The 19732-nt window shown below is 68.1% G+C and carries 13 protein-coding genes and 1 CRISPR repeat array; of the genes, 9 read left to right on the forward strand and 4 right to left on the reverse strand.

The features are described from left to right. Positions 1 to 5: 5 nt before the first annotated feature. Positions 6 to 3389: a hypothetical protein gene (locus FXF65_RS37645; protein WP_222868949.1), complete on the forward strand. Its 3384-nt coding sequence runs from the start codon at positions 6 to 8 to the stop codon at positions 3387 to 3389. A 660-nt stretch (positions 3390 to 4049) separates the two neighbouring features. Beyond that, positions 4050 to 4751 carry a hypothetical protein gene (locus FXF65_RS37650; RefSeq protein ID WP_148354945.1) on the forward strand — a complete coding sequence of 234 codons (702 nt, stop codon included), beginning with the start codon at positions 4050 to 4052 and terminating at the stop codon, positions 4749 to 4751. Positions 4752 to 5151: 400 nt separating this feature from the next. Here FXF65_RS37650 and FXF65_RS37655 read toward each other — a convergent pair whose 3' ends face one another. Continuing rightward, positions 5152 to 5358, reverse strand: a complete 207-nt coding sequence (locus tag FXF65_RS37655; RefSeq protein ID WP_148354947.1) for a hypothetical protein — start codon at positions 5356 to 5358, stop codon at positions 5152 to 5154. 555 nt (positions 5359 to 5913) lie between these two features. On the opposite strand from FXF65_RS37655, the gene FXF65_RS37660 reads away from it, so the two are divergent. Genes FXF65_RS37660 through FXF65_RS37670 form a run of 3 tightly spaced genes read left to right on the forward strand, consistent with a single transcriptional unit; the run spans position 5914 to position 9059 of the window. Continuing rightward, positions 5914 to 7041: a VOC family protein gene (locus FXF65_RS37660; RefSeq protein ID WP_187412737.1), complete on the forward strand. Its 1128-nt coding sequence runs from the start codon at positions 5914 to 5916 to the stop codon at positions 7039 to 7041. A gap of 15 nt (positions 7042 to 7056) precedes the next feature. Then, positions 7057 to 8190 carry an alpha-hydroxy acid oxidase gene (locus FXF65_RS37665; protein ID WP_148354950.1) on the forward strand — a complete coding sequence of 378 codons (1134 nt, stop codon included), beginning with the start codon at positions 7057 to 7059 and terminating at the stop codon, positions 8188 to 8190. After that, entirely contained in the window at positions 8187 to 9059 is an 873-nt protein-coding gene (locus FXF65_RS37670) for a TSUP family transporter (RefSeq protein WP_148354952.1), read from the forward strand. The genes FXF65_RS37665 and FXF65_RS37670 overlap by 4 nt, the downstream gene beginning before the upstream one ends. 378 nt (positions 9060 to 9437) lie before the next feature. Here FXF65_RS37670 and FXF65_RS46060 read toward each other — a convergent pair whose 3' ends face one another. Beyond that, the gene (locus FXF65_RS46060) at positions 9438 to 10601 is read right to left on the reverse strand and encodes a pentapeptide repeat-containing protein (protein WP_148354954.1); all 1164 of its coding nucleotides are present in this window, start codon (positions 10599 to 10601) and stop codon (positions 9438 to 9440) included. 953 nt (positions 10602 to 11554) lie between these two features. Between FXF65_RS46060 and FXF65_RS37680 the strand changes: the two genes are divergently transcribed. Together FXF65_RS37680 and FXF65_RS37685 are read left to right on the forward strand one after the other, a co-directional pair. Beyond that, positions 11555 to 11920, forward strand: a complete 366-nt coding sequence (locus FXF65_RS37680; protein WP_148354956.1) for a hypothetical protein — start codon at positions 11555 to 11557, stop codon at positions 11918 to 11920. Between the two features lie 289 nt (positions 11921 to 12209). Next, positions 12210 to 13016: an AfsR/SARP family transcriptional regulator gene (locus tag FXF65_RS37685; RefSeq protein ID WP_148354958.1), complete on the forward strand. Its 807-nt coding sequence runs from the start codon at positions 12210 to 12212 to the stop codon at positions 13014 to 13016. 544 nt (positions 13017 to 13560) lie between these two features. On the opposite strand, the gene FXF65_RS37690 is transcribed toward FXF65_RS37685, so the two are convergent. Continuing rightward, positions 13561 to 14415, reverse strand: a complete 855-nt coding sequence (locus FXF65_RS37690; protein WP_148354960.1) for an AfsR/SARP family transcriptional regulator — start codon at positions 14413 to 14415, stop codon at positions 13561 to 13563. Positions 14416 to 15068: 653 nt separating this feature from the next. Here FXF65_RS37690 and FXF65_RS44930 point away from each other — a divergent pair. Further along, positions 15069 to 16655, forward strand: coding sequence for an SAM-dependent methyltransferase (locus tag FXF65_RS44930; protein WP_222868950.1), 1587 nt, complete (start codon positions 15069 to 15071; stop codon positions 16653 to 16655). On the opposite strand, the gene FXF65_RS37700 is transcribed toward FXF65_RS44930, so the two are convergent. Further along, a complete protein-coding gene (locus FXF65_RS37700) occupies positions 16642 to 17814 on the reverse strand; it encodes a cytochrome P450 (protein ID WP_246199359.1) in 1173 nt (390 codons plus the stop codon). The genes FXF65_RS44930 and FXF65_RS37700 overlap by 14 nt on opposite strands. 691 nt (positions 17815 to 18505) lie before the next feature. On the opposite strand from FXF65_RS37700, the gene FXF65_RS37705 reads away from it, so the two are divergent. After that, positions 18506 to 18853 carry a lantibiotic dehydratase gene (locus FXF65_RS37705; RefSeq protein WP_378230310.1) on the forward strand — a complete coding sequence of 116 codons (348 nt, stop codon included), beginning with the start codon at positions 18506 to 18508 and terminating at the stop codon, positions 18851 to 18853. A 58-nt stretch (positions 18854 to 18911) separates the two neighbouring features. Next, a CRISPR array of direct repeats spans positions 18912 to 19366; the repeat unit is 28 nt; unit sequence GTCGGCCCCGCGCACGCGGGGATGGTTC. Positions 19367 to 19732 lie beyond the last annotated feature (366 nt).

Below are 19732 nucleotides of genomic sequence, written 5' to 3' on the forward strand. Positions count from 1 at the left end.
GCTCCATGACCGGTTCGGTGGCGCGCGCGCCGCGCGTGCGAGCCGGCGCAGCCTCACGGGCATGGGTCCGCGGCGTCGTGGCGGTGCTGCTGGTCGCCCTCGCGGTCCCGGTGCTGGTGTCGGTGTTCACGCCGCCGGCGCGTGCCGATGACGCCCCCGACGACTACAGCCTCTACCAGCTGGCGTCGAACGCGAGCTCCTACTTCAGCAACGAGAACTCTCCGGAGAACGGACAGGCCGATGCCGACGAGCGGATGACGGGCGAATGGCACGAGGTGACCAAGTGGCCCGGCAAGGCGGGATCCTTGCTCGGGTACGCCGATCCGAAGTTCAGCTGGAGTCTGAAGTGGCTCTTCTCCGAGGCCTCCGGATCCTCCCAGACGCTGGGCTATGACACCTTCCAGGCCAAGGACGGCGATGGCCGGGATCTCGACATCTACAAAGGCCTGATGGACTACGCCCATTTCGGGGCGGCGAACAACGATCTCGGCTTCGACAGCATGTCCTCGGGCATCGGCGGCGGCATGCTCCATGCCATCGGCGGCTCGATCATCTGGTTCGCCTACGCCCTGGCGATGGGCGTGTCGTGGATCTTCTGGCTGGTCATCCAGATCCTCAAGCTGCTCAACCCGTTCGTCTGGTTCCACCAGGGCGTGGCCTCGGTGTCCCCTGCCTACGCCGAGTTCGCCGACGGGATGGCCGACGGCGGCCGGGCGCCGGGCACCGGGCTGTCGGGCCTCTCGAACTTCATCGCGCAGTGGTACGGCCCTCTGGTCGAGTTGTCCTGGCACGCCCTGGTGCCGCTGTTCATCGGATTCCTGCTCATCGGCCTGGTCTTCTTCAAGAAGATGGACCGCGGCTCGGCGATCAAGAAGCTCATCGTGCGGGTGGTGTTCATCGGCGTCGGGCTGCCGCTCATCGGCAGCCTGTACACCTCGGTCCTCAACCAGTTCGACGACTCCATGCTCGGGCAGCAGGCGGGACCGACCCGCGTGGTGCTGTCGACCTACGTCGACTTCAACCAGTGGATGACCCGCAACCGGCTGGCGGTCCCCGCCGAGGCGTCGATCTCGTGGGACGCCCGCGAGGGCCATGCGCTGCCGGAGTCGGTGCTCTCGGCGCGGACGTCCGCGCTGGCGATCAACGTGCAGGCCCACGGCGGCAGGAAGGGAGCGTTCCGGGGCATCTCTGTCGGCGCGAAGGCCAGCAACGCCGAGGACGCGTGGAAGACGGCCTCGATCACCGCCGATGACGGCGATCAGGACGCAAACGCGGTGTTCACGACCATGGGAATGCTCGGCCGGTACATCACCAGCCAGTCGGTGAGCGCTTCGGACTTCGAGTCGGGCATCAAGGGCACCATCACCCAGATCCCCGACGAGCAGGTGAATCCGAACACCAAGAGGAAGTGGTTCACCAAGGACGGTGACTACGGCGAGTCCGATGGATTCGGCGAGGGCGGGGACCCGGTCGCCCCGGTCGAGCATCCGCTGATCTCCACGGGCGCGGGCACGGGCGGTGTCGGCCTGGACTCCAGCGCGTCGGGCACGGCACACAAGACGTTCTCCTCCCGCGCCGGCACCAAGGTGGACTGCGGGTACGCGGTCACCGACGCCGGCGGCGCCCCGGTCACGTGCAACCTGTCACCGCTGGCCGCCTACAACTACCTGAACACCGGGTTCGGTTCGGATTCGCTGACCATGTACTCCTCCAACAAGGCGACGTCGGGTTTCACCCGGGAGAACCACGATTCGGTGAGTCAGGTCGGCACGGGGCCGGCGTCGTTCATGTACTGGTGCAACGCCGTGGTCCTGTTGTTCTCGATCGTCGTGGTCGGCCTGTTCTACGGCGTCGGCATGCTCGTCACCTCGACCAAGCGGACCTTCGGCGTCATCGCCGCGGTGCCGTTCGCGACGCTCGGGGCGTTGGCGGGGATCTCCAAGGTGATCATCTATTCGACGGCGCTGATCCTGGAGATCTTCACCACCTTGTTCCTCTATCAGTTCATCTCCGAATTCCTTGTCTCTCTGCCGCAGATCATCGAAGGGCCGATCTCGAACCTGGTCACGGGCAACCAGATCAACGGCGTCGCGAGCGTCTTCGCCAACCCGGTGCTCGGGTCGACGGCCGTGATCGTCATGACGGTCTTGTCGACGGTGATGATCATCGGCGTCACGTTCGCTCTGCTGCGCGTGCGCCGGTCGGTGCTGCAGGCGCTCGATGAGGCGGTGACCAAGCTCGTCGACAAGTTCCTGGACACCACCACCCCGCCCAAGACCGGCGGCGGGGGCCTGCTGCCGGCCGTGGCCGGCGGGCTGGGCGCCGGCGCCGGGATGGCGGCGACCAGCGGCCTGATGAACAGGTTCGGCGGCGCCAAGCCCAAGCCCGGCGGCGGCACCGGCGGCGGCGCTGGCGGCCGGACCGGCGGGTCGCCGACAGCCGGTTCAACCAACGCCGGTGGCACGAACGGTCCCGTGCGCCTGTCCGCCCGAAGCCCCCAGGCCCAGGTGCTTCCGGGCGCCGGTGGTCCCGGCGGCGGTGGTCCCGGCGGCGGTGGTCCCGCCGGCGCTGGTCGGGGCGGCGGTCCCGATGGGCCCGATGATCTGGGCGGCTTCGCCGTCGGACCCGGCCCCGGCGACTCCGGCGGCCCGAGAGGTCTTGGCGACGGAGGCCAGGACGGCGCCCTCGCCATCGGATCATCCGGCGCCGAGGGCCCCGCGAAGGCGCTTCCAGCGGGCACGCCGGAGTCCCCTGGCGGCCCTGGCTCGCGCATGCTCACCAACGGCGGCAAGACCGGTCGATCGCACCAAGACCGATCGGTGGCACACCGCGTCGACGAGCAGGGCGGCCTGTCCAAGCGCGGCCGCCCGCAAAGCTCGCAGTCCGGCGGCGGCCCCGGGGTGATGCCCGGCGGCGATACCCCGGACACCGATCTCGGCGGAACCAACGCCAGCCGGCCCGCGGCACCGCAAGGCTCCGGCTCCGGGAGGAAGTCGCACTCTGACAAGCACAGCGCAGCGATCCCCAGCAAGGACGGCAACAACGCGGCGACGGGTTCCGAGTTCAGGTCCCCGGTCGAGGACATGGTTCCCGGCGGCGGGGCAGGCGGTGGTCAGTCCCGGCCTCCGCGGCCGGTTCCGGCACGCCCCGATCAGTTGCCGTCTCGTCAGGAGGCTATTCAGAGCTTCGGGGGTGAGGACAAGGTGGCGGCGAGGGCGAGAGCCAAAGGCCTCAGCCAGGCTCAGTTCGAGCAGCGCTACCTGGGGCCGTTCAGAAAGGACGGCGGCGGCGGGCAGTCGTCGCAGCCGGTGCGGCGGCGACAGCCGCGACCGACCCGGCCGTCTCAGGGGCCGGTGGCGACTGGAGAGTCGAAGGAGCAGAAGCGCTGAGGGCGGGCACCCGGTGGTGCGATCGTCGCCGCCGGGTGCTGGCCCGCCGACGAGAAGGGAGGTTGATCGAGAGTCTGCGAGCGCGGCGCCATGACGATCTCCCGCCCAGGACCTTTGTGGGCGTCCGGTCATGCTCAGCCGATGATGGCCCGTGCGGGGGTGCGACCGGGGCGGCCTTGACGACCGAGATCGCGATCAGGGTGCCTTTACGTGCATCTGGGTCATGCTCGGCTTGGCGTGCCCGAGGTGATCGGCGTTCGCGCGGGCCTCAGACCGGCTCATCCAAGCGGGTCGCGACCGTCCGCCGCCAATTGTGAGGCGCGATCCACCGAATATGTCGGCGTCTAAGAGTGCCGGATGCAGGAGGACGTTTACCGGTGTCGCAGAGCCCGGCCTCTTCTTCGCTGTTGCCGGTGATACGTGCCGTGACATTGGGGGCCTTACAGTCCGGTGAATCCGGGAGGAGACGTGGATCGCCCACTCAGTGGAGCGGCCCCGGCCTCGGCCTCGGCCTCGGCCTCGGCGAGCGTTTCACGCGGCTCACCCCCGGTCGGACGATCTCAGGGAGACATGATGGTTGCTCCAACAGGCGCCTTCCGCCGCCCGGCTGATCACGCGCGAGCATTAGACGCCACCGCCGACACCATCGATCAGTGGGCCATGCCCGAACGCACCGCCTATCTCCAGGAACTCTGCGAGGTCGCGGCCCCGCTCGGCGCCACAGACCGCTGGACGTGCCTGGAAGGAATGATCGACTTTTTCGCAACCCGAAGTCTGGGCGCCCCGGGGACCTGGATCTCCCGCGTGAACGCCGCAGTGCTGGAGTCGGTGCAGGGCGGAATCGCCCTGGCGCTCGACCACGGTGACGTCCGCGACGCGGTACCTGCGCGCGTCTGGGCCGAGTACCTCACCCTGTGGCACGCCGAGCACCTATCCCTGCCCTTCCAGCATGCCCAGGTATGGAGCAACGCCCAGGAGATCAGCCTCGAAGCCGCCCTCCAGCACGCCGAGCACGACCACGGCTTGCGCCCCACCGCCGTGGAACGCGACTTCCTGAGCATGGTGCGGGCCTACAACTGGGCGGTGACGAACCGGCCTGCGGTCGAGGTGGCGGCCCAGTTGGCCAGCGTGGTCGACAGCGGGCTGGCCTTGAAGGAAGGCTTCCTCGACTGGTTCATGGGTGTCGGCGACCCCAAGGCCGCTCGAATCGGTTGCGAGATCGCCTGGGACATCGCCCGCCACCGGCAGCGGCCCGAACCGATGGGCCCCTTGGGGGTGTTCGACCTTGTCCTCGCCCAGCTGCCCCGGCTCATCGCGGCCTACGACGGCAATTCCCCCGGCCCGCATTCCGCAGCGGGCTGAGTCTCCCGTCCGCGCTGTGAACGTCCAACAGCTACACGGGCCCGTAACGCGTCCGCGCCACGGCGAGCGGTGAGGCAGTTCGCCGACGCGCTGCCGGCGTGTTTCTGGTGGCCACGCCCGGTCGGCTCGAAGGCTCGCCTGGGCGATGTCGGCGGCTCGCGCGGCGCGGGGCGCCGACATCGGCTGGCTCGGGGCGGTCGTCTCACCGGAGCGTGACCGTTTCTGTTCCAACTGGGCGTTGAAGCCTTTGAGGTAGGCGAGGTAGAGGGTTTCGAGATCAGGGACCGGCCGGGTGTCTATGAGTTCGAAATGCTCGGCCGCCCCTGCCACCGGCGCGCTCCAGGCCGGTCTCGCATCTTATCCTCCCGCCCCTGTTTTCGCGCGTCGCAGGAGAAGGCCGCTATCTTCTTTCGTCGCCGATACTGCTGTTCTCCGTCGATGTGGCCTCGTCGCACGGCTTGGGTCTGCACGCAAATCCTTTGCCGGTTTCTTCGTCGATCAGGCCGAACTTTGCCGCCGCTGACATCGAGTCCATCACAGAGCCGTTCGGCTCCCATGCGGCGGCACCGAGGACCTCAGTCTCCGCGGGCACGGCATCGTCCTCCATTAGGCCAACCTCCCACCGAACGGATTGGTGCTTATCATCGGCCAGGCGGACCTCGCCGAAGGCGGGTCTCAGCCATCGCTGGACGCGGCTTTGTATGAGCTTTCGGGGTCGATGGTGCGGGTGCGCTCAAGGATGGCGGTCCGGCTCTGCGCCCTGCGCCCTGCGCCCTGCGCCACGGGCAGTCTGGACATGAAGGGACCACCCGACCTTGCAGCGGTCGGGGTGCGAGACCCGTGCGGTGACGGGCGCCGGCTTGGCATGCCTGGGTGTGTTTTTTAGCCCGGCGAGTCCGACCAGCACCGCGTTTCCAGGATGAGTCGGGGTTGCAGGATGAGGCGGTCAAGCAGTGGTCGCTATCCGTTTCGCTGTCGATGGTGGGCGAACCTTGTTCTCCATTGCAGGGCGTAGTCGAGGCACCACCGCCCGCCGCAGTGACAACCGCAGTGACATTGCGGTGTTTAGAGTGTGAGCCGCTCGAGCCCGGCCGGGTTCGCGATCCATTCCTGATTCAAGAGAAGGTATTCCGTGCCTGCATATACTCCGGGAATCGCTTATGTGGAACTCGTCGTCGCCGACGACCGACTGGTCGTGGAGTATTTCACTCGCGGTCTGTTCTTCGACCAGATCGCCCTCGCCCGTTCCGGTGACCGGCGGTCCACGTTGTTGCGCAGCAACGCCGCCGAAGTGATCATTAGTGCGCCCACCGACCCGGACGGCCCGCTGGCCGACCACCTGGCCCGCCATGGCGACAGCGTCGCCGATATCGCCCTGTATCATGACGATCTGCCCGCCCTGCTGGCCGACTCCCATGCGGCCGGGCTGTCGGTGCTCGCGCCCGTCGGTTCGCGAACGCCGCACGGGCCGGTGACCGCGCGAGTGTCCGGCGCCGGGTCGGCGCACCACACCCTCATCAGCACGACCTCGCATCTGCTGGGTCGGCTTCCTCCCGGGTTCGCGTGGGAGTCGGAACAGGTCACCTTCCCGGTACCGGCCGAATCGCGGGCGGCCAGTGTCCGCCCGCAGTCGGTCGATCACGTGGCCTGGTGTCTGCCCGCCGAAGACTTGGAGGCTGTCACCGCCCGCTACCGGCAGGCGTTCGGCATGGACATGCTGAGCAGCGACCAGATCACCGCGGGCCCGACCGTGACCAACAGCTACGTGCTGTCGGCACCAGGATTGGTCTTCGTGCTGGTCGCGCCCGACCGGCGACGACAGCCCGAGTCCAGCGGGCAGATCGACGCTTTCTTGAAGGCGCACGGGTCGGCGGGCGTGCAGCACGTGGCGTTCGCGACCAACGACCTGGTCACCGCTGTGCGGATGCACGCCCGCGGCCGGGTTGAGTTCCTACCCGTCCCAGATGCCTACTACGACCGGCTGCCCACCTCCCTGACCGATCGCCCGCAGGTCCGGGCCCGGATGGACGACCTGCGCGCTGGCGGGGTGCTGGTCGACCACGACGACAGCGGCGGGCTGCTCTACCAGATCTTCACCCGGTCACCGCACGAAGGTGGCGTCCTGTTCTACGAACTCATCCAGCGCGAGGCACCCTCCACCGGGTTCGGTCGGCGCAACGTCCGTGCCCTGTTCGAAGCGCGCGAAGCTCAAGCGCGCGTCGCCGGTGCACAAGGCTCCCCGCCCTCGTCGGCCTCACCGCGATCGGCGGCGTCGCCGACGGACGACTGACAGGACGGTGACGTCATGGCGCTGCTGACCTTGGCCGACTACGAGAGCACCGCTGGCAGCCTGGCAGCGTGGCCGCCTGGTGTGTGGGACTTCCTGACCGGAGGCGCCGGTACCGAGTCCACCGTGACCGCCAATCGTGAGGCCTTCGCACGCTGGCGGCTGATGCCCCGCGTCTGCGTGGACGTCTCCGTCGTCGAGACCTCCACCACGGTCCTGGGCAGTGACTGGGACCTGCCGGTGGCGTTCGCGCCCACCGCCCTGCACGAGGTATGCACGCGCGACGCAGAGGCCGCGACCGCGTCCGCCGCGACCGCGCTGGGCGTGCCGATGGTGGTCTCGGCCCTGTCCTCCCGCACGATCGAGGACATCGCCGACGCCGCCCCCGAGGCGACGCTGTGGCAGCAGGTGTACCTGTTCCGGGACCGCAAAGTCACCGCCTCGCTGGTTCAGCGGGCCTCCGCAGCCGGCGCCCAGGCGATCGTCGTCACCGTCGATGTGCCTCGGCCTGCGCGGCGGCTGCGCGACATCCGCAACGAGTTGCGGTTTCCGCCGCATGTGCAGGCCCGCAACCTGGCCGCCTCGACCGGGAGGGCCCCGGACGTCTCCTCCCCCAGCGCGCACACGGCCGAAGCGATGGACCCTTCGGTGACCTGGGAGGACGTGCAGTGGCTCACCGAGCTGAGCGCGCTGCCCGTCCTGGTCAAGGGGATCCAGGTTGGCCAAGACGCCGAGCACGCCCGGCGGGCCGGTGCGGCGGGGGTCATCGTCAGCAACCACGGCGGCCGGCAGCTCGACCGGGCCCGGCCGACGCTGGACGCGCTCCCTGAGATCCGCACCGCCGTCCCCAGCGGGTACCCGGTGCTGCTGGACGGCGGTGTCCGGACCGGTGCCGAGGTGATGATCGCGCTGGCGCTCGGCGCGGACGCGGTCCTGGTCGGCCGCCCGGTGCTGCACGGGCTGGCGGTGGCCGGCAAGCACGGCGCCGCGATGGTGCTGGGCATCCTGCGCGCCGAACTCACCGACGCGATGGCCCAGTCCGGGCACCCCACCCTGGACAGCGTGGACCGCTCGGCCATCCACCCGGCTCCCGATCCCGCGCTCCTCAGCGCGGACACCGTACCGCCGCCTGCTCCACGGGTGTTGCGATGAGCGCCGCAACGGCAGGGCTTCTGCTCATCGTCGGGGTGTGCGCCGGGGTCGGCGGCAGCCTGATGGGCGCCGCCACCCTGATCACCCTGCCCGCGCTGCTGGCGCTGGGCCTCCCCCCGCAAGCGGCGAGCGTGTCCACCATCATCGGGCAGACCCCCGGCGGCCTCACCGGCCTGTACGGCTACCGCCGCCAACTCCCCCGCGACCGCCGCCTGCTCACCCTCCTGCTGGCCGCCATGACCACCGGATCCGCCCTCGGCGGTGTCCTGCTGGTCACCGTCCCCGCCGACTGGCTCGACCACCTCATCCCCTGCGCCATCGCCGCCGCCACCGCCTTCATCGCCGCCCAGCCGCTGCTGCGCGCCCGTGGCCGGCACCGCCGCACCCGCCCTGGTGCGGCTCTCGCCGATCCCCCTGACGCATGCCGTTCACAGGCTTGTCCCCCGGCCGGTGAAGCAGGCGTAGCCCTGCGCGAGGACAACCGGCCCGCGCCCCACCCGGCCGACCAGTGCTATCCCACGGGCAGGCTGATCGCCGCCGCCGCGGCCTCGGGAGTGTACGGAGGATGGCTGAGCGTCTGTCTGGGCACCGTGATCATCGGCCTGGTCGGCGGAGCGCTCCCCCACGCCAGCGTCCAGCAACTCAACGCGATCCGGATGCTGCTGAGCACGGCCAGCAGCGCCGCAGCCACCGCGGTCTTCGTCGCCAGCGGGGTCGCGCACTGGCCCACCATCGCCATGATCGGCACCGGCACCCTCCTAGGCGGCTGGGGCGGCGCACGTATCGGGCAACGCCTCCCGCCCCTCCTGCTGCGCGCTCTGATCGTGGCCGTCGGTGTGGCGTCCACGACTCAGGCTCTCATCGCATGACGCGCACGCATCCCATCCAAAACCGCGCCGATCACCGCTGTGCAGGAGGGCCGTCTCGCCAGAAGCACAGCGTTCCGACGGTCAGGCATGCGATATCACCCCTGTAACCGTCCCGCGGTCCCGGACGGGAACACCCCGCACCGCGGCGACAACATGCCTGACTGCGCTGCGCGGGCAGCAGCGCCGACTGCATGAGCCGGTCAGCGCGCGCCGAATACGACCCGCCCTGCACACAGGCGGGTGGCTGAGCTGGGCCACGACACGCTCGCCGGTCCCAGTACGAGGGTGGGGCTGAACCCGGTCAACCTAGATCACGAGCCCGGCTTCTGCCCCGGCACCACACACCAGGGCAGTGCACGAATTCGGAACCGGTCCAGCTCAGAAACGGGTGTGCTCGTTCACCCTCGTCACCGCGCGGATCTGGGCGGCTGGCATGCCCGTGATGCCCTCCAGGTTCGTGCCCTCCAGGTTCGTACCCTCCAGGTTCGCGTTCCGAAGGTCCGCGCCCTCCAGGTCGGCGTCCCTAAGGGTCGCGTCCTTTAGGGTCGTGGCCACCAGGTGCGCCTCCCTCAAGTTCGCGTTGCTCAAGGTCGCATCCCGCAGGTTCGCACCCCGCAGGTCCGCGCCCTCCATGCGCGCGAGCGGCAGGTACGCGCCCCAAAGGTTCGCGCCCCGCAGGTCCGCGCCGACCAAGTCCGCGCGCGCCAGGCTCGCGCCCACCAGGATCGCATCCCGCAGGTCCGCCTCCCGCAAATCCGCGCCCTCCAGGCTCGCGCCCTGCAAGTCCGCGCCCACCAGGTCCGCGCCGACCAAGTCCGCGCGCGCCAGAGTCGCGCCCATCAGGTCCGCGCGCACAAGGTGCGCGCCTACCAGGTCCGCGCGCACCAGGTCCGCGCCTACCAGGTTCGCAGCCCGCAGGTCCGCGCTCTCCAGGCGAGCCGCGTGAAGGTAAAGGCGGCTGAGATTGAGAGTGCGGCGTTCTGGACGGTGTGGTCGGCTCCCGAGAGCGGTGAGCGCGGCCTGGACGTCCGCGTCGGGCTCATCGGGCAGGCGGCGCGGTCGGCCCAGGCTAGGACCGCCGTCGTTGTCGGGACGGACGGCTGGGGCGCAGCGCCGCACGAACGCCTCCAGCACCTCCACGACGTCGTTGTGATGAGGGCGAGAGTCAGTGGCCACCTGGGCAAGGGTGTAGATGCCGCCCAGGCGGGCGTCGACGTCGGACGAACTGAGCCGCTCCAGCGCCTTGGTGAACCGGTCGGTGACCTGCCCGCGATGGGAGAGCCGGTAGTTGCGAGCGGTGTACAGCAGCGAGACCGCCACCACAACCGCGCCACCCGCCGACACCACCAGCAGGCGCGCGTTGTGGCGGTCCTTGGCATCCCCGCCCTTGCCCTCCAGCCCCATCCACGCGGGCATCTTCCACAACGCCATCCCGTACACGACCGCCAGTCCGACCAGGCCGAGCCCGGCCAGCACCACCCCGACACCGCGCACGCCCGGCCGCGCGGCCGTGTACTGACCCCACCGCTGCAACCGCGTCATCCACCCCACGGCGACCAGTCAACGGGCGTTTGCCCCTATCGCGCCGATACTGGCCACATCCGGATCGCCAGAAGAGCGCGACGGCGCCTCCTGCACCCACGCGGGGGACGCGACGACCTCCATCGATGCGATCGAAGGCGGCGACCGCCTCCGGGGCCAGCCCGGACGAGTCCGTGGGGCGGACTCCGGGGACCGTCCCGCGATCGGCGAACCGCATCTCTAGCATCTGGCGCTGCGCCCGGTCAGCCCCTCCACGGCGTTCCAGGCTCCCGTACGCCGCCGGACCGCCCCTCAACACAGCCGTCGACCCGACCCCCATCAGCACTGGCTCGGGCTGCAGACGATCGAACGTCTGAAGTCTCTCCGACGCGATCACCGACAGTTGCCGGTACCGCCCACCCCTATCCGGAACCGTTTCAGCCGCCTGGGGATGAGGCAGCGGCCCGCGCTACCTACCGATCTGTCGATGAGAACTGTCCCAATCGGCGGGCACGCGAATGCACGGCGGATGAGGCAGGCTCGGTTTCCCGGTCAACGGGGCGATCGGCGGCGGGGTCGCCGAAGAGCCGTTGCCCTTATCGCTTGAGGTGCAGCAGTTACAGCGCTTGCAGCGGCGACCACCAACATCAATCTAGAACGAATCCGCATGATCCACCCTCATCTCCCCCTCGAACTAATAGCCGAATACCGCACTCGACGATAGGACACTCCTCGTCACCAGCAATGTCACCGGTAATGTCATAGGGAATGTCGCGACGGTCTGACGTCATGAGGGAGTACTTGGGCGTTTCAGGCATCCAGCCGCGCACAGCGAACGCGTAAGACAATCGCCGTGACACTGTCATCCCTACACTCACTGTGGAGCGCAGTCTCAGGCACCAGAGAACAACGACGGCAGGCCCCGCCGCGTGTTCGATCGCCCTTGGCGCGACCGAGATGACAGGGAGCAATCCATGAAGAGAGCCATGGCTGTATCCGCCGCTGCCGCAGTGCTGGTATTGGGTTCCATCGCCTGCGGAAGCGACTCAAGGAAAAGCATCAGCGGTCACCGCCTAGCACCGTCGGCGGCGGGAACCTCGCCGAACACCTCACGCGGCCACACCCCCAACGAAGACGACGGGCCAGGCGCCGATGAGGGTGGAGAGCTCACGCCGGCACAGAAGAGGGCCCTGGCCAAAGCGGTGGAATGCATGCGCAACAAGGGCTACACCATGCCCGAGCCCACCTCACCCGTCATCGCCCCGAAGAATATAGACGGCATGGACCCGACGAAGGTCAACCGAGATGCCCAGGAATGCGCAGCCCAGGCCGCCCGATAGCCGTGCTCAGTCGTCACCGCCCAGCTGCCGGCGCCCATATCAAGAGCCGCAAGCGGCACATCGAACCATTCACCTACCGAACCATCCCGCGCGCAGCCGGCATCGGCCAGCGCGCGCCCCCGCCGCTGGCCAGGTCACCGTGTAGGCGCCGCGACGGCGAGGCGGCGGCGACCAGGTTCGCCGAGATCAGTCGCGCAGGACACCTAATGGCCTTCCTTTCCCGACCACTGGGATTGGACAAGGGAGAACCGAACAGCCGGCAGATCTGAAGTAAAGGAAGCCTCATTCAGTGGAGATCTCGATCCTGGGCCCGCTTGAAATCACAGACGAGCACGGGAGAGCGGTCGTCCGGGCCCACGGAGGGCCGCATCTGGTCCCCGCGCTGCTGTGCATATTGGCGCTGCGGGAGCAGTCCTGGTCAGGCGCCGAACTCAAGACGCTCCTGTGGGAACGTGAGCGGGACCTGACCTCATCGTGGACGACCTTGATCTACCGAACTCGTCTGCTGCTGCCCGATCGGCGGCTGGAGACCGAGCGGGGCATGGTGCCACCGCACTACCGCCTCAAGCGTCTCCCCGGCGATGTCTTCGATGTGGAACGTTTCCGTGACGCGATGGACCACGCGACGCGCTCCCGCAACGCTGGCGATCTGACCACGGCCGCAGAGCGCTACCACGAGGGACTTCGGCTGTGGCGTTCCGACGGCAGCGGCCCTCTGCTCCCGGACTTCCCCGCGACCTACCTGATGCGACAGAATGACCAGTACCTGGAATTGCTGCGCCAATATCGTGATGCCGCCGAGGGCTACGGCGAGACCATCCTTGAACTCGGCGGCCACGGCCAATGCCTGGCCGACGCCCTTGGTCACTTCATCGCGCGGCAGCCGGACGACGCACGTCTCCACCAGCTCCGGATGATCGCCCTCTATCGTGCGGGACGTAAGGGGGAGGCACTTCAGGCCCATCGAGACGCATGCGCCATCTTCCAACACCACTTTGAGGCTCCTCCCCCGCCGGCTCTCGATCGGGTCCGTGAGCAGATCGCTCATGATGATCGGCGACTATGGGGCCCGCTTGATTCGATCGATTCCCACTGACCTCCCAACCCGGTGATCACACGGTGAGCCCGTCCCGTCCGTCGGGACGGGCTCACCACCCACGTGGTGTTACCGCGGGTTCAGTGTCCTTTGCGGGTCTGGCACGACGGGACACCACACCGTCAGCACTACGCAGGGAACGGCCCAGGCGAAGGTGACGACGGTCGCAGTGGACCGGCCCCGTGCGCGGCAGAACAGCGGCGGCGCGTCAGGTCGGCGCGGACCGGGTCGGGCAGGACGGGCCAAAGCCGTTGGTTACGGCGGGCAGCCGGTAGATGGACGCCGACCATCCCACCGCCGCACTCCTCGTCGCCTCCTTCCACGGTCGCCTCGACGACGCCCTGCTCCGGGCCGCCGGCCTCATCGCGATATGGGCCGCCTCGATCGGCGTCGCGCCACCCGGCTTCGGCCGGATCGACGCCGAAGCCAGCGCAGGCCGGCGCCGCGCGACCTGTGACCGGTGGCAGGCGCTGGAGCAAACACCGACCGGGGACGACGACACATTCGTCAGATTCCGAGTCGTCAGAGCCCGTGTTTCCCCAGGTCACCTGTGCGGCGGTGGCCGATTGTTCGATGCGCCAGTTGCCGCTGGCGTCGTCCAAGCACGGTATTCCCGTGTCGTCCACAGTCGTGGATCATCGCGAGCGATCTGCTCGCGGACGTGGTCAAGGACTGGTGGCGGCGCGGCCTCGAAGTGGTGATCGAACATGGCCTGCGCCTCGTGATGGGCTCGGAGCGCCTCACCTTTGCGGCCCAAACGATAGAGGATGATCATCCGGAGTAGGTGCAGGCGCGTGTTGCCTGGCTGGCGGGTGATCAGTCCGTGCAGACAATCGGCCAGTTCTACGCTGTGCTCGCCGAGTTCGAGCCGGGTCTCTGCATAGCCTTCGGTGGCGCTCTGGTACTCGCGCAACAGGTCCACGTAGTGCTCGTTCTGCCGCATCGCATAGGTCTCGGGGAAGTCCGGGAGCAGAGGCTCGCTGCCGTCGGAGCGCCACAGACGCAGTGCTGCGCCGTAGGAGTTCGCCGCGGCTCTCAGGTCGCCGGCCTTGTGGGAGCGTGTCGCGTGTGCCATCGCCGTGCGGAAGTCGGCCACGTCGAAAACGTCGCCCCGCAGGCGCTTGAGGCGGTAGTGCGGTGGCACCTTGCCCCGCTCGGTCTCCAGCCGCCGATCGGGCAGCACGAGTCGGGCCCGTCTGGTCAGGCTCGTCCATGAGGAGGTGAGGTCTCGGTCGTGCTCCCACAGGAGCGTCTTGAGTTCAGGGCCCGACCACGCCCCGTCCTTGAGTGCGAGTATGCAGATCAGTGCGGGGACCAGATGCGGCCCTCCGTAGGTTTGGACGACCGCATTCCCGTGATCGTCCCTGAGCACAAGTCGGCCCAGGATCGAGATCTCCATTGAGGCATCCTTTAGTCCAGGGGCTGCTGGCGGGATGCGGCTGTGGGGCCCGAGGGGCATCGCAAAGCCGGGTGCTCGATTATCTGCGACTACGCGCGTTTGGGTGCTTCACGGTCATGACGTGGGCTCATCGCAGTATGAGCTTCAGCAGCGAAACTGATTTACCTGCTGTTCATTATTCGCGGTAGTTAACTTCCTTCGTTTAAGGGGCTCCGGGGGACGGAAATAGTTCGATGTCGATCAGGGGGGAGCCGCGTGCACTGGTGACAGCAATGTGCACTCCGGGGGACGCGTGACCTGCCGAAGCTCGTCGTATCCGTGCTCTCAGCAGTGCACGCGGCATAGGTTCTGAAAAGAGGTCGACCCAGGTCAACGCGATACGCTCATTCGCCACCCCGCGCGTTCCGAGAGGGGTGTTGCCCGACCCGAACGGACTTTTTCTGGAGATCGGTCGGCATCGCACAGGAGACGGCTGTTGATAGGTTAGCGAGACTGTCACTCCCGGAAAGGTAGTGGAGTCAAGTCATCGCTCGGTCATCACGTTCATCGTGTTGCGGTTGAACGCAACCGTGTCCTGATCCGGCCGTGGATCCGGCGGCTGGCGTGGCCGCGTCCAACTGTTCAAGATCATGCAGGCGAGAGAGGATGACGGAGTGGAGATACGGGTCCTCGGGCATCGGCTTGGGGTCAGAGACGACGACGGTGCGCCGATTGTCATTTCCCGTAGGCAGGTCCGGGAGCTGCTATGCGTCCTGGCGATCGAGCGCGGTGCCTTGGTGTCTGCCGCCAGACTCGCCGAGTTGCTGTGGGATCCGGAGGACGCGCACCGGACCCGAGGCCCCAAACAGGTCATTTATAACGCGCGCCGGGTGCTGCCCGCAGATCGACTCCGCAGCAAGGACGGCGGGTACCGTCTCCACCTGACCGACGCCGACTACCTCGACCTTAGCGAGTTTCAGCAGTTGACCGATCAGGCCCGCTCCGTCCACGGCACCGCGCCGGAGACCGCTGTCGAGTTGTACCGGCGGGCGTTGGACCTGGGGGGTACAGCGCCGCTCGGGGACCTGCCGCAGACCACCGGGATGGAGCCGATCCGGCAGAGCCTGCTCGGCGGTCTATTGGATGCGCGGGAGGAGCTGGCCGAAGCGCTGCTGCGCCTGCACAAATTTCGAGAGGTGATCGACTCGGTCACCCTCTGGCTAATGGAGCACCCCTACAGCGAACACCTGGTCGGACTGCTGATGCTGGCCCACTATCGCTCAGGCCGGACGGCTGAAGCGCTGAGGGTCTACCGTGAATTTCTCACACTGCTCGGTCCGCGCGCCAAACCCGGCGGATGGCTGAACGGCGTCGCCGTGCAGATCAGCGAAAACCGCGACGATGACTGGGGCCCGCGGCCAGTCCACCTCGCCACCGACGAGCACCGCTTAACGGGCGGTATCGACACCACAACGCCGAGCCCGGCGCGCGTCTACGATGTCCTGTTGGGCGGCAAAGACAATTTCGCCGTCGACCATGAGGCGGCCGGACGGCTGACCAAGCGATTTCCGTTCGCTCCACAGACGGCTCGGGTGAACCGCGCCTGGGTCATCCGTGTCGTGCGCTTCTTGCTTCAAGCTGGAGTCCGCCAGTTCATCGACCTCGGGAGCGGTCTGCCGACCCTGGAGAACGTACACGACGTCGCGCAACGGAAGGCACCTGGCAGCCCTGTGGTGTATGTCGATTCCGACCCGCTGGTGTGCATTTACGGTCGCGCGCTCCTGCAGCAGAATCAGAAGGTCGCCATGATCGAGGCGAATGCCGCCCGCCCGCAGGAGATCCTGGAGGACCCCGCGACGCAGCGACTCATCGACTTCGACCAGCCAGTGGCGATTCTGCTGGCCACCGTCTTGCACTTCATCTCTGACCGAGACGACCCCTCTGCGGCCGTGAGGGCCTACGTTGAAGCGTTGCCCCCTGGCGGCTACCTTGCCATCTCCCACTGCACGGTCCCTGCCGAACGCGCCGAGCAGGCCCAGGCGCAGACCGCTCCCGATATCTGGGGCGGGTCCGGTATCCATCCGCGCGACCATGACGTGATCGCGCGCTATTTCGACGGACTCACCCTGATGGAGCCGGGGCGACTGGTCGACGCACCCGACTGGCACCCTGAACTGGCCATCGACAAAGTCGAGAAGGGCCTAGGAAACTACTGGGTCGGCGTCGGACGAAAAGATACGGCACCGCTCACCGGGGCCTGACCGTCGTTGGCAGGGTGGCGAACCCGCGGACGTTGGTGGTGTAGACAGGCCTCGCGCGAGAGGGGTTGATGTCGTAGTCCTCGACCAGCGCCACCAACTCTCCCAGGACCACCTTGCTCTGGAGCCGAGCCAGCGGCGCTCCCAGGCAGAAATGCGGGCCGAGCCCGAAGGCGATGGCACCGTTGGTGTCACGGTCAAGGTCATAGCGGTCCGGGTTAGGGAACACCGCCGGGTCCCGATTGGCTGCCGCGAGCATCAGCAGCACCCGCGCCCCTCGGGGCAGAGCCGTCCCGGCGACCACCACCTCACGTGTCGTCGTCCGCAACTCATATTGCACAGGGCCGTCGTACCGCAGCGTCTCCGCTACCCACTCTCCGATCCGGCCGGAGAAGGCGACGTCCCTCTGCGACGGGTTGCGCCAGGCCCAGTACCAAGCGGCGGCCAAGAGGCGTGTGACGGTCTCGTATCCGGCTGCGATCAGCAGCACCAGGAACGGGATGATCTCCGCGTCGGTGAGGGGCCGTCCATCGATCTCCGAGGCGACCAGAGTTGAGGTGAGATCCTCCCGGGGTCGGCGGCGCCGTTCAGCGATAAGGCTGGGAAGGTAGTCCATTAGTCTCGCCAGCGCTTCGGTTCCCTCTGGGGACACATCGCGGCTGCCCGGCGGTCGGTCTGCGGCCAGGAGCACCAGGTCGCGTACGGTCTCGCGGTCGGCGGGCGGGATTCCCAATACCTCGGAGACCACGTCCATCGGCACCTTCGCGGCCAGATCGGTGACGAAGTCAAAACTGCCGTGCTCCAGCACAGGGTCCAGGTAGGACCGGGTGATCCGCGCGATCACCGGTTCGAGCGAGGCGACTTGGGCCGGGCCGAAGGTCGGCGCGGCAAGCGCCCTCATCGCCCCGTGCCGGGGCGGGTCCATCGCCACGATCGACAAGATCGTGTGCGCGGACGGGCCGTACAACGACGGGTCGAGCAACGTGCCGTTGGCGCTGGAGTACAGCGTGGGGTCGCGCAACGCTGCGGCCACGTCCCGGTGGCGGGTGAGCGCCCAGAAGTCCAGTTCGTCGTTGCGGTAGACCGGCGCCTCCTTCCGCATCCGGGTATAGATCGGAAACGGGTCGATGCGGGACTGTTCGCTATAAGGATCGAACTCCACCTCAGGCAAGCTAGCGGGGCCTGGTCATCAAGCAGTCATCAGAGCGGCGAGCGGCCGCTCTGTCACCGACCCGGCTCGCCACGACGGTTGCGGCGGCACTCCTGACTTGCAGGTCGACACCCTGAAAGGCCGGGCTCGTAGCCGATGCCGACCGGCCAGTGGCCCGCGCATCGAGTTGATTGTCTGCAGTCCAGCCCGCCAGGTTTCCAGCATGCGAAACTCCACCGCACAGAGGCGCAAAAGCGTGGCTTGGAGTATCTGGCCCCGTGCCGCACACCGCACTGGTGACGTTCCGGCGTTGGTCCGGGGCCATCAGCTCTCGGCACTTCTGAGATCGTCCGGTGGGGCAGCCTCGACCCGCTCGGCTCGCTCGGACTTCTTGCTTTTGCAGATCTGCTCAAGACTGCCTTCGAACTGCTTGATCAGGTCGACCGCCTCCGGCTGCCCCTGCCTGCCCCCTACCCGCACAACTGGTGTGGGGCGCGTCGCTCAGTGCGCCGCTGCCCCCGCCAGGTGCCCTGGAGTACGCGGAAACCCGGCGCGAAAGAAGGAATGGGATGACGGTCCACCGCCGTTTCCGGCACGCTGGCCTGGTCCTGATCCGCGCGACCACGTTCCCCGCCGAAGCGGTCGTGCCCCCGGCCTAGACCTGGCCGATCCGATGGCTGTGAGCATCGAAGGCCGGGCCTGATTGGACCGGGTCTGGGCAAGCCGCCAGGTCCGCGAAGCTGTAGCGATGGCCAGCCCGGTTCTGGCCGCCCGCGTCGACCACCTCATGGCCATCGGCGATGTCTCCGAGCGGCGGCTTCGCCGCGCTGTGGCGTCGCTGGTGTCCTATCTGCTGGGATGGGAACGTCGCGCCACTCGGGCCTTGCCTGCACTCTTACCCCACAGCACCGCCCGTGGGTTCCCCGCACTCGACCCGATCACCCGGTACTCACACAACGTAAGCTGGCCACACCCACCGACAGAACCACCCGCCCCAGCAACCCCACCCCACGACAACACCACCGGCCCCAGGCCCTCTCACCGAGCATGATCACAAACCAACCGAACGAAAAATCCACCTCTCGCCGATAACGTCGCGGTCAGAAAGTGTCGGCCCCGCGCACGCGGGGATGGTTCCCGGCCGACGCGGACACCGGCTCCGGGGCAGTCGTCGGCCCCGCGCACGCGGGGATGGTTCCCGCTCAGGCCCGTTGCCGCCCCACTGGTACCAGTCGGCCCCGCGCACGCGGGGATGGTTCGGGCGACCGCATACGGCCTTATCGGATGTGCGGGTCGCCCCCGCGCACGCGGGGATGGTTCTCTGCGGGGAGTTGGACGGGGCCCCTTCGATCAGTCGGCCCCGCGCACGCGGGGATGGTTCTCGTGCGAGTCTCCACACGCGAAATAACGAAGAGTCGGCCCCGCGCACGCGGGGATGGTTCTGAGCGTGCCGCCAGGCAGGCGCACTTTGGGGCGTCGGCCCCGCGCACGCGGGGATGGTTCTCCACCGTGCCCGCATGAAAGGGTCTGCTCAGTGTCGGCCCCGCGCACGCGGGGATGGTTCCGGGTTCAGTCCCGGTACGGTCGCTGAGTTGAGGCTGGGTCCCGCGCACAGCGTGGACCTGTCAGTCGGGGCGCTCCAGCACTGCCGATCCGGATGATCGCGGGACTGTGAAGCGGGACGGGATGGTTAGGCGGGCGCTGGCTGGAGGTGGGACGAGCGCCCGTCTGAGGCAGACCCGTACCGGATTCAAGCCGGCGCACGACCGCTCATTCAGAGCTATGGAGTCGCTAGGGGGCCGGGCACGGCCGCCAGTGCGCGAGCGGCTCTGCTGGCGAACGCCGGGTCTTCCTGGCGCTCGGGGCGAGAGGCCGTCTTCACCCCTGAGGCGCGCTGCGAGAATCTCTCCGCAGGCTTCCCGCTTGCCCT

It is taken from the genome of Actinomadura syzygii (assembly GCF_008085905.1).
Lineage (GTDB): Bacteria > Actinomycetota > Actinomycetes > Streptosporangiales > Streptosporangiaceae > Spirillospora > Spirillospora syzygii.

Excerpts from the sequence above, each read along its gene's own strand:
- FXF65_RS37645 (WP_222868949.1), top strand. The coding sequence starts at position 6 with ATGACCGGTTCGGTGGCGCGCGCGCCGCGCGTGCGAGCCGGCGCAGCC.
- FXF65_RS37650 (WP_148354945.1), top strand. The coding sequence starts at position 4,050 with ATGCCCGAACGCACCGCCTATCTCCAGGAACTCTGCGAGGTCGCGGCC.
- FXF65_RS37655 (WP_148354947.1), bottom strand. The coding sequence starts at position 5,358 with ATGGAGGACGATGCCGTGCCCGCGGAGACTGAGGTCCTCGGTGCCGCC.
- FXF65_RS37665 (WP_148354950.1), top strand. The coding sequence starts at position 7,057 with ATGGCGCTGCTGACCTTGGCCGACTACGAGAGCACCGCTGGCAGCCTG.
- FXF65_RS37670 (WP_148354952.1), top strand. The coding sequence starts at position 8,187 with ATGAGCGCCGCAACGGCAGGGCTTCTGCTCATCGTCGGGGTGTGCGCC.
- FXF65_RS46060 (WP_148354954.1), bottom strand. The coding sequence starts at position 10,601 with ATGACGCGGTTGCAGCGGTGGGGTCAGTACACGGCCGCGCGGCCGGGC.
- FXF65_RS37680 (WP_148354956.1), top strand. The coding sequence starts at position 11,555 with ATGAAGAGAGCCATGGCTGTATCCGCCGCTGCCGCAGTGCTGGTATTG.
- FXF65_RS37690 (WP_148354960.1), bottom strand. The coding sequence starts at position 14,415 with ATGGAGATCTCGATCCTGGGCCGACTTGTGCTCAGGGACGATCACGGG.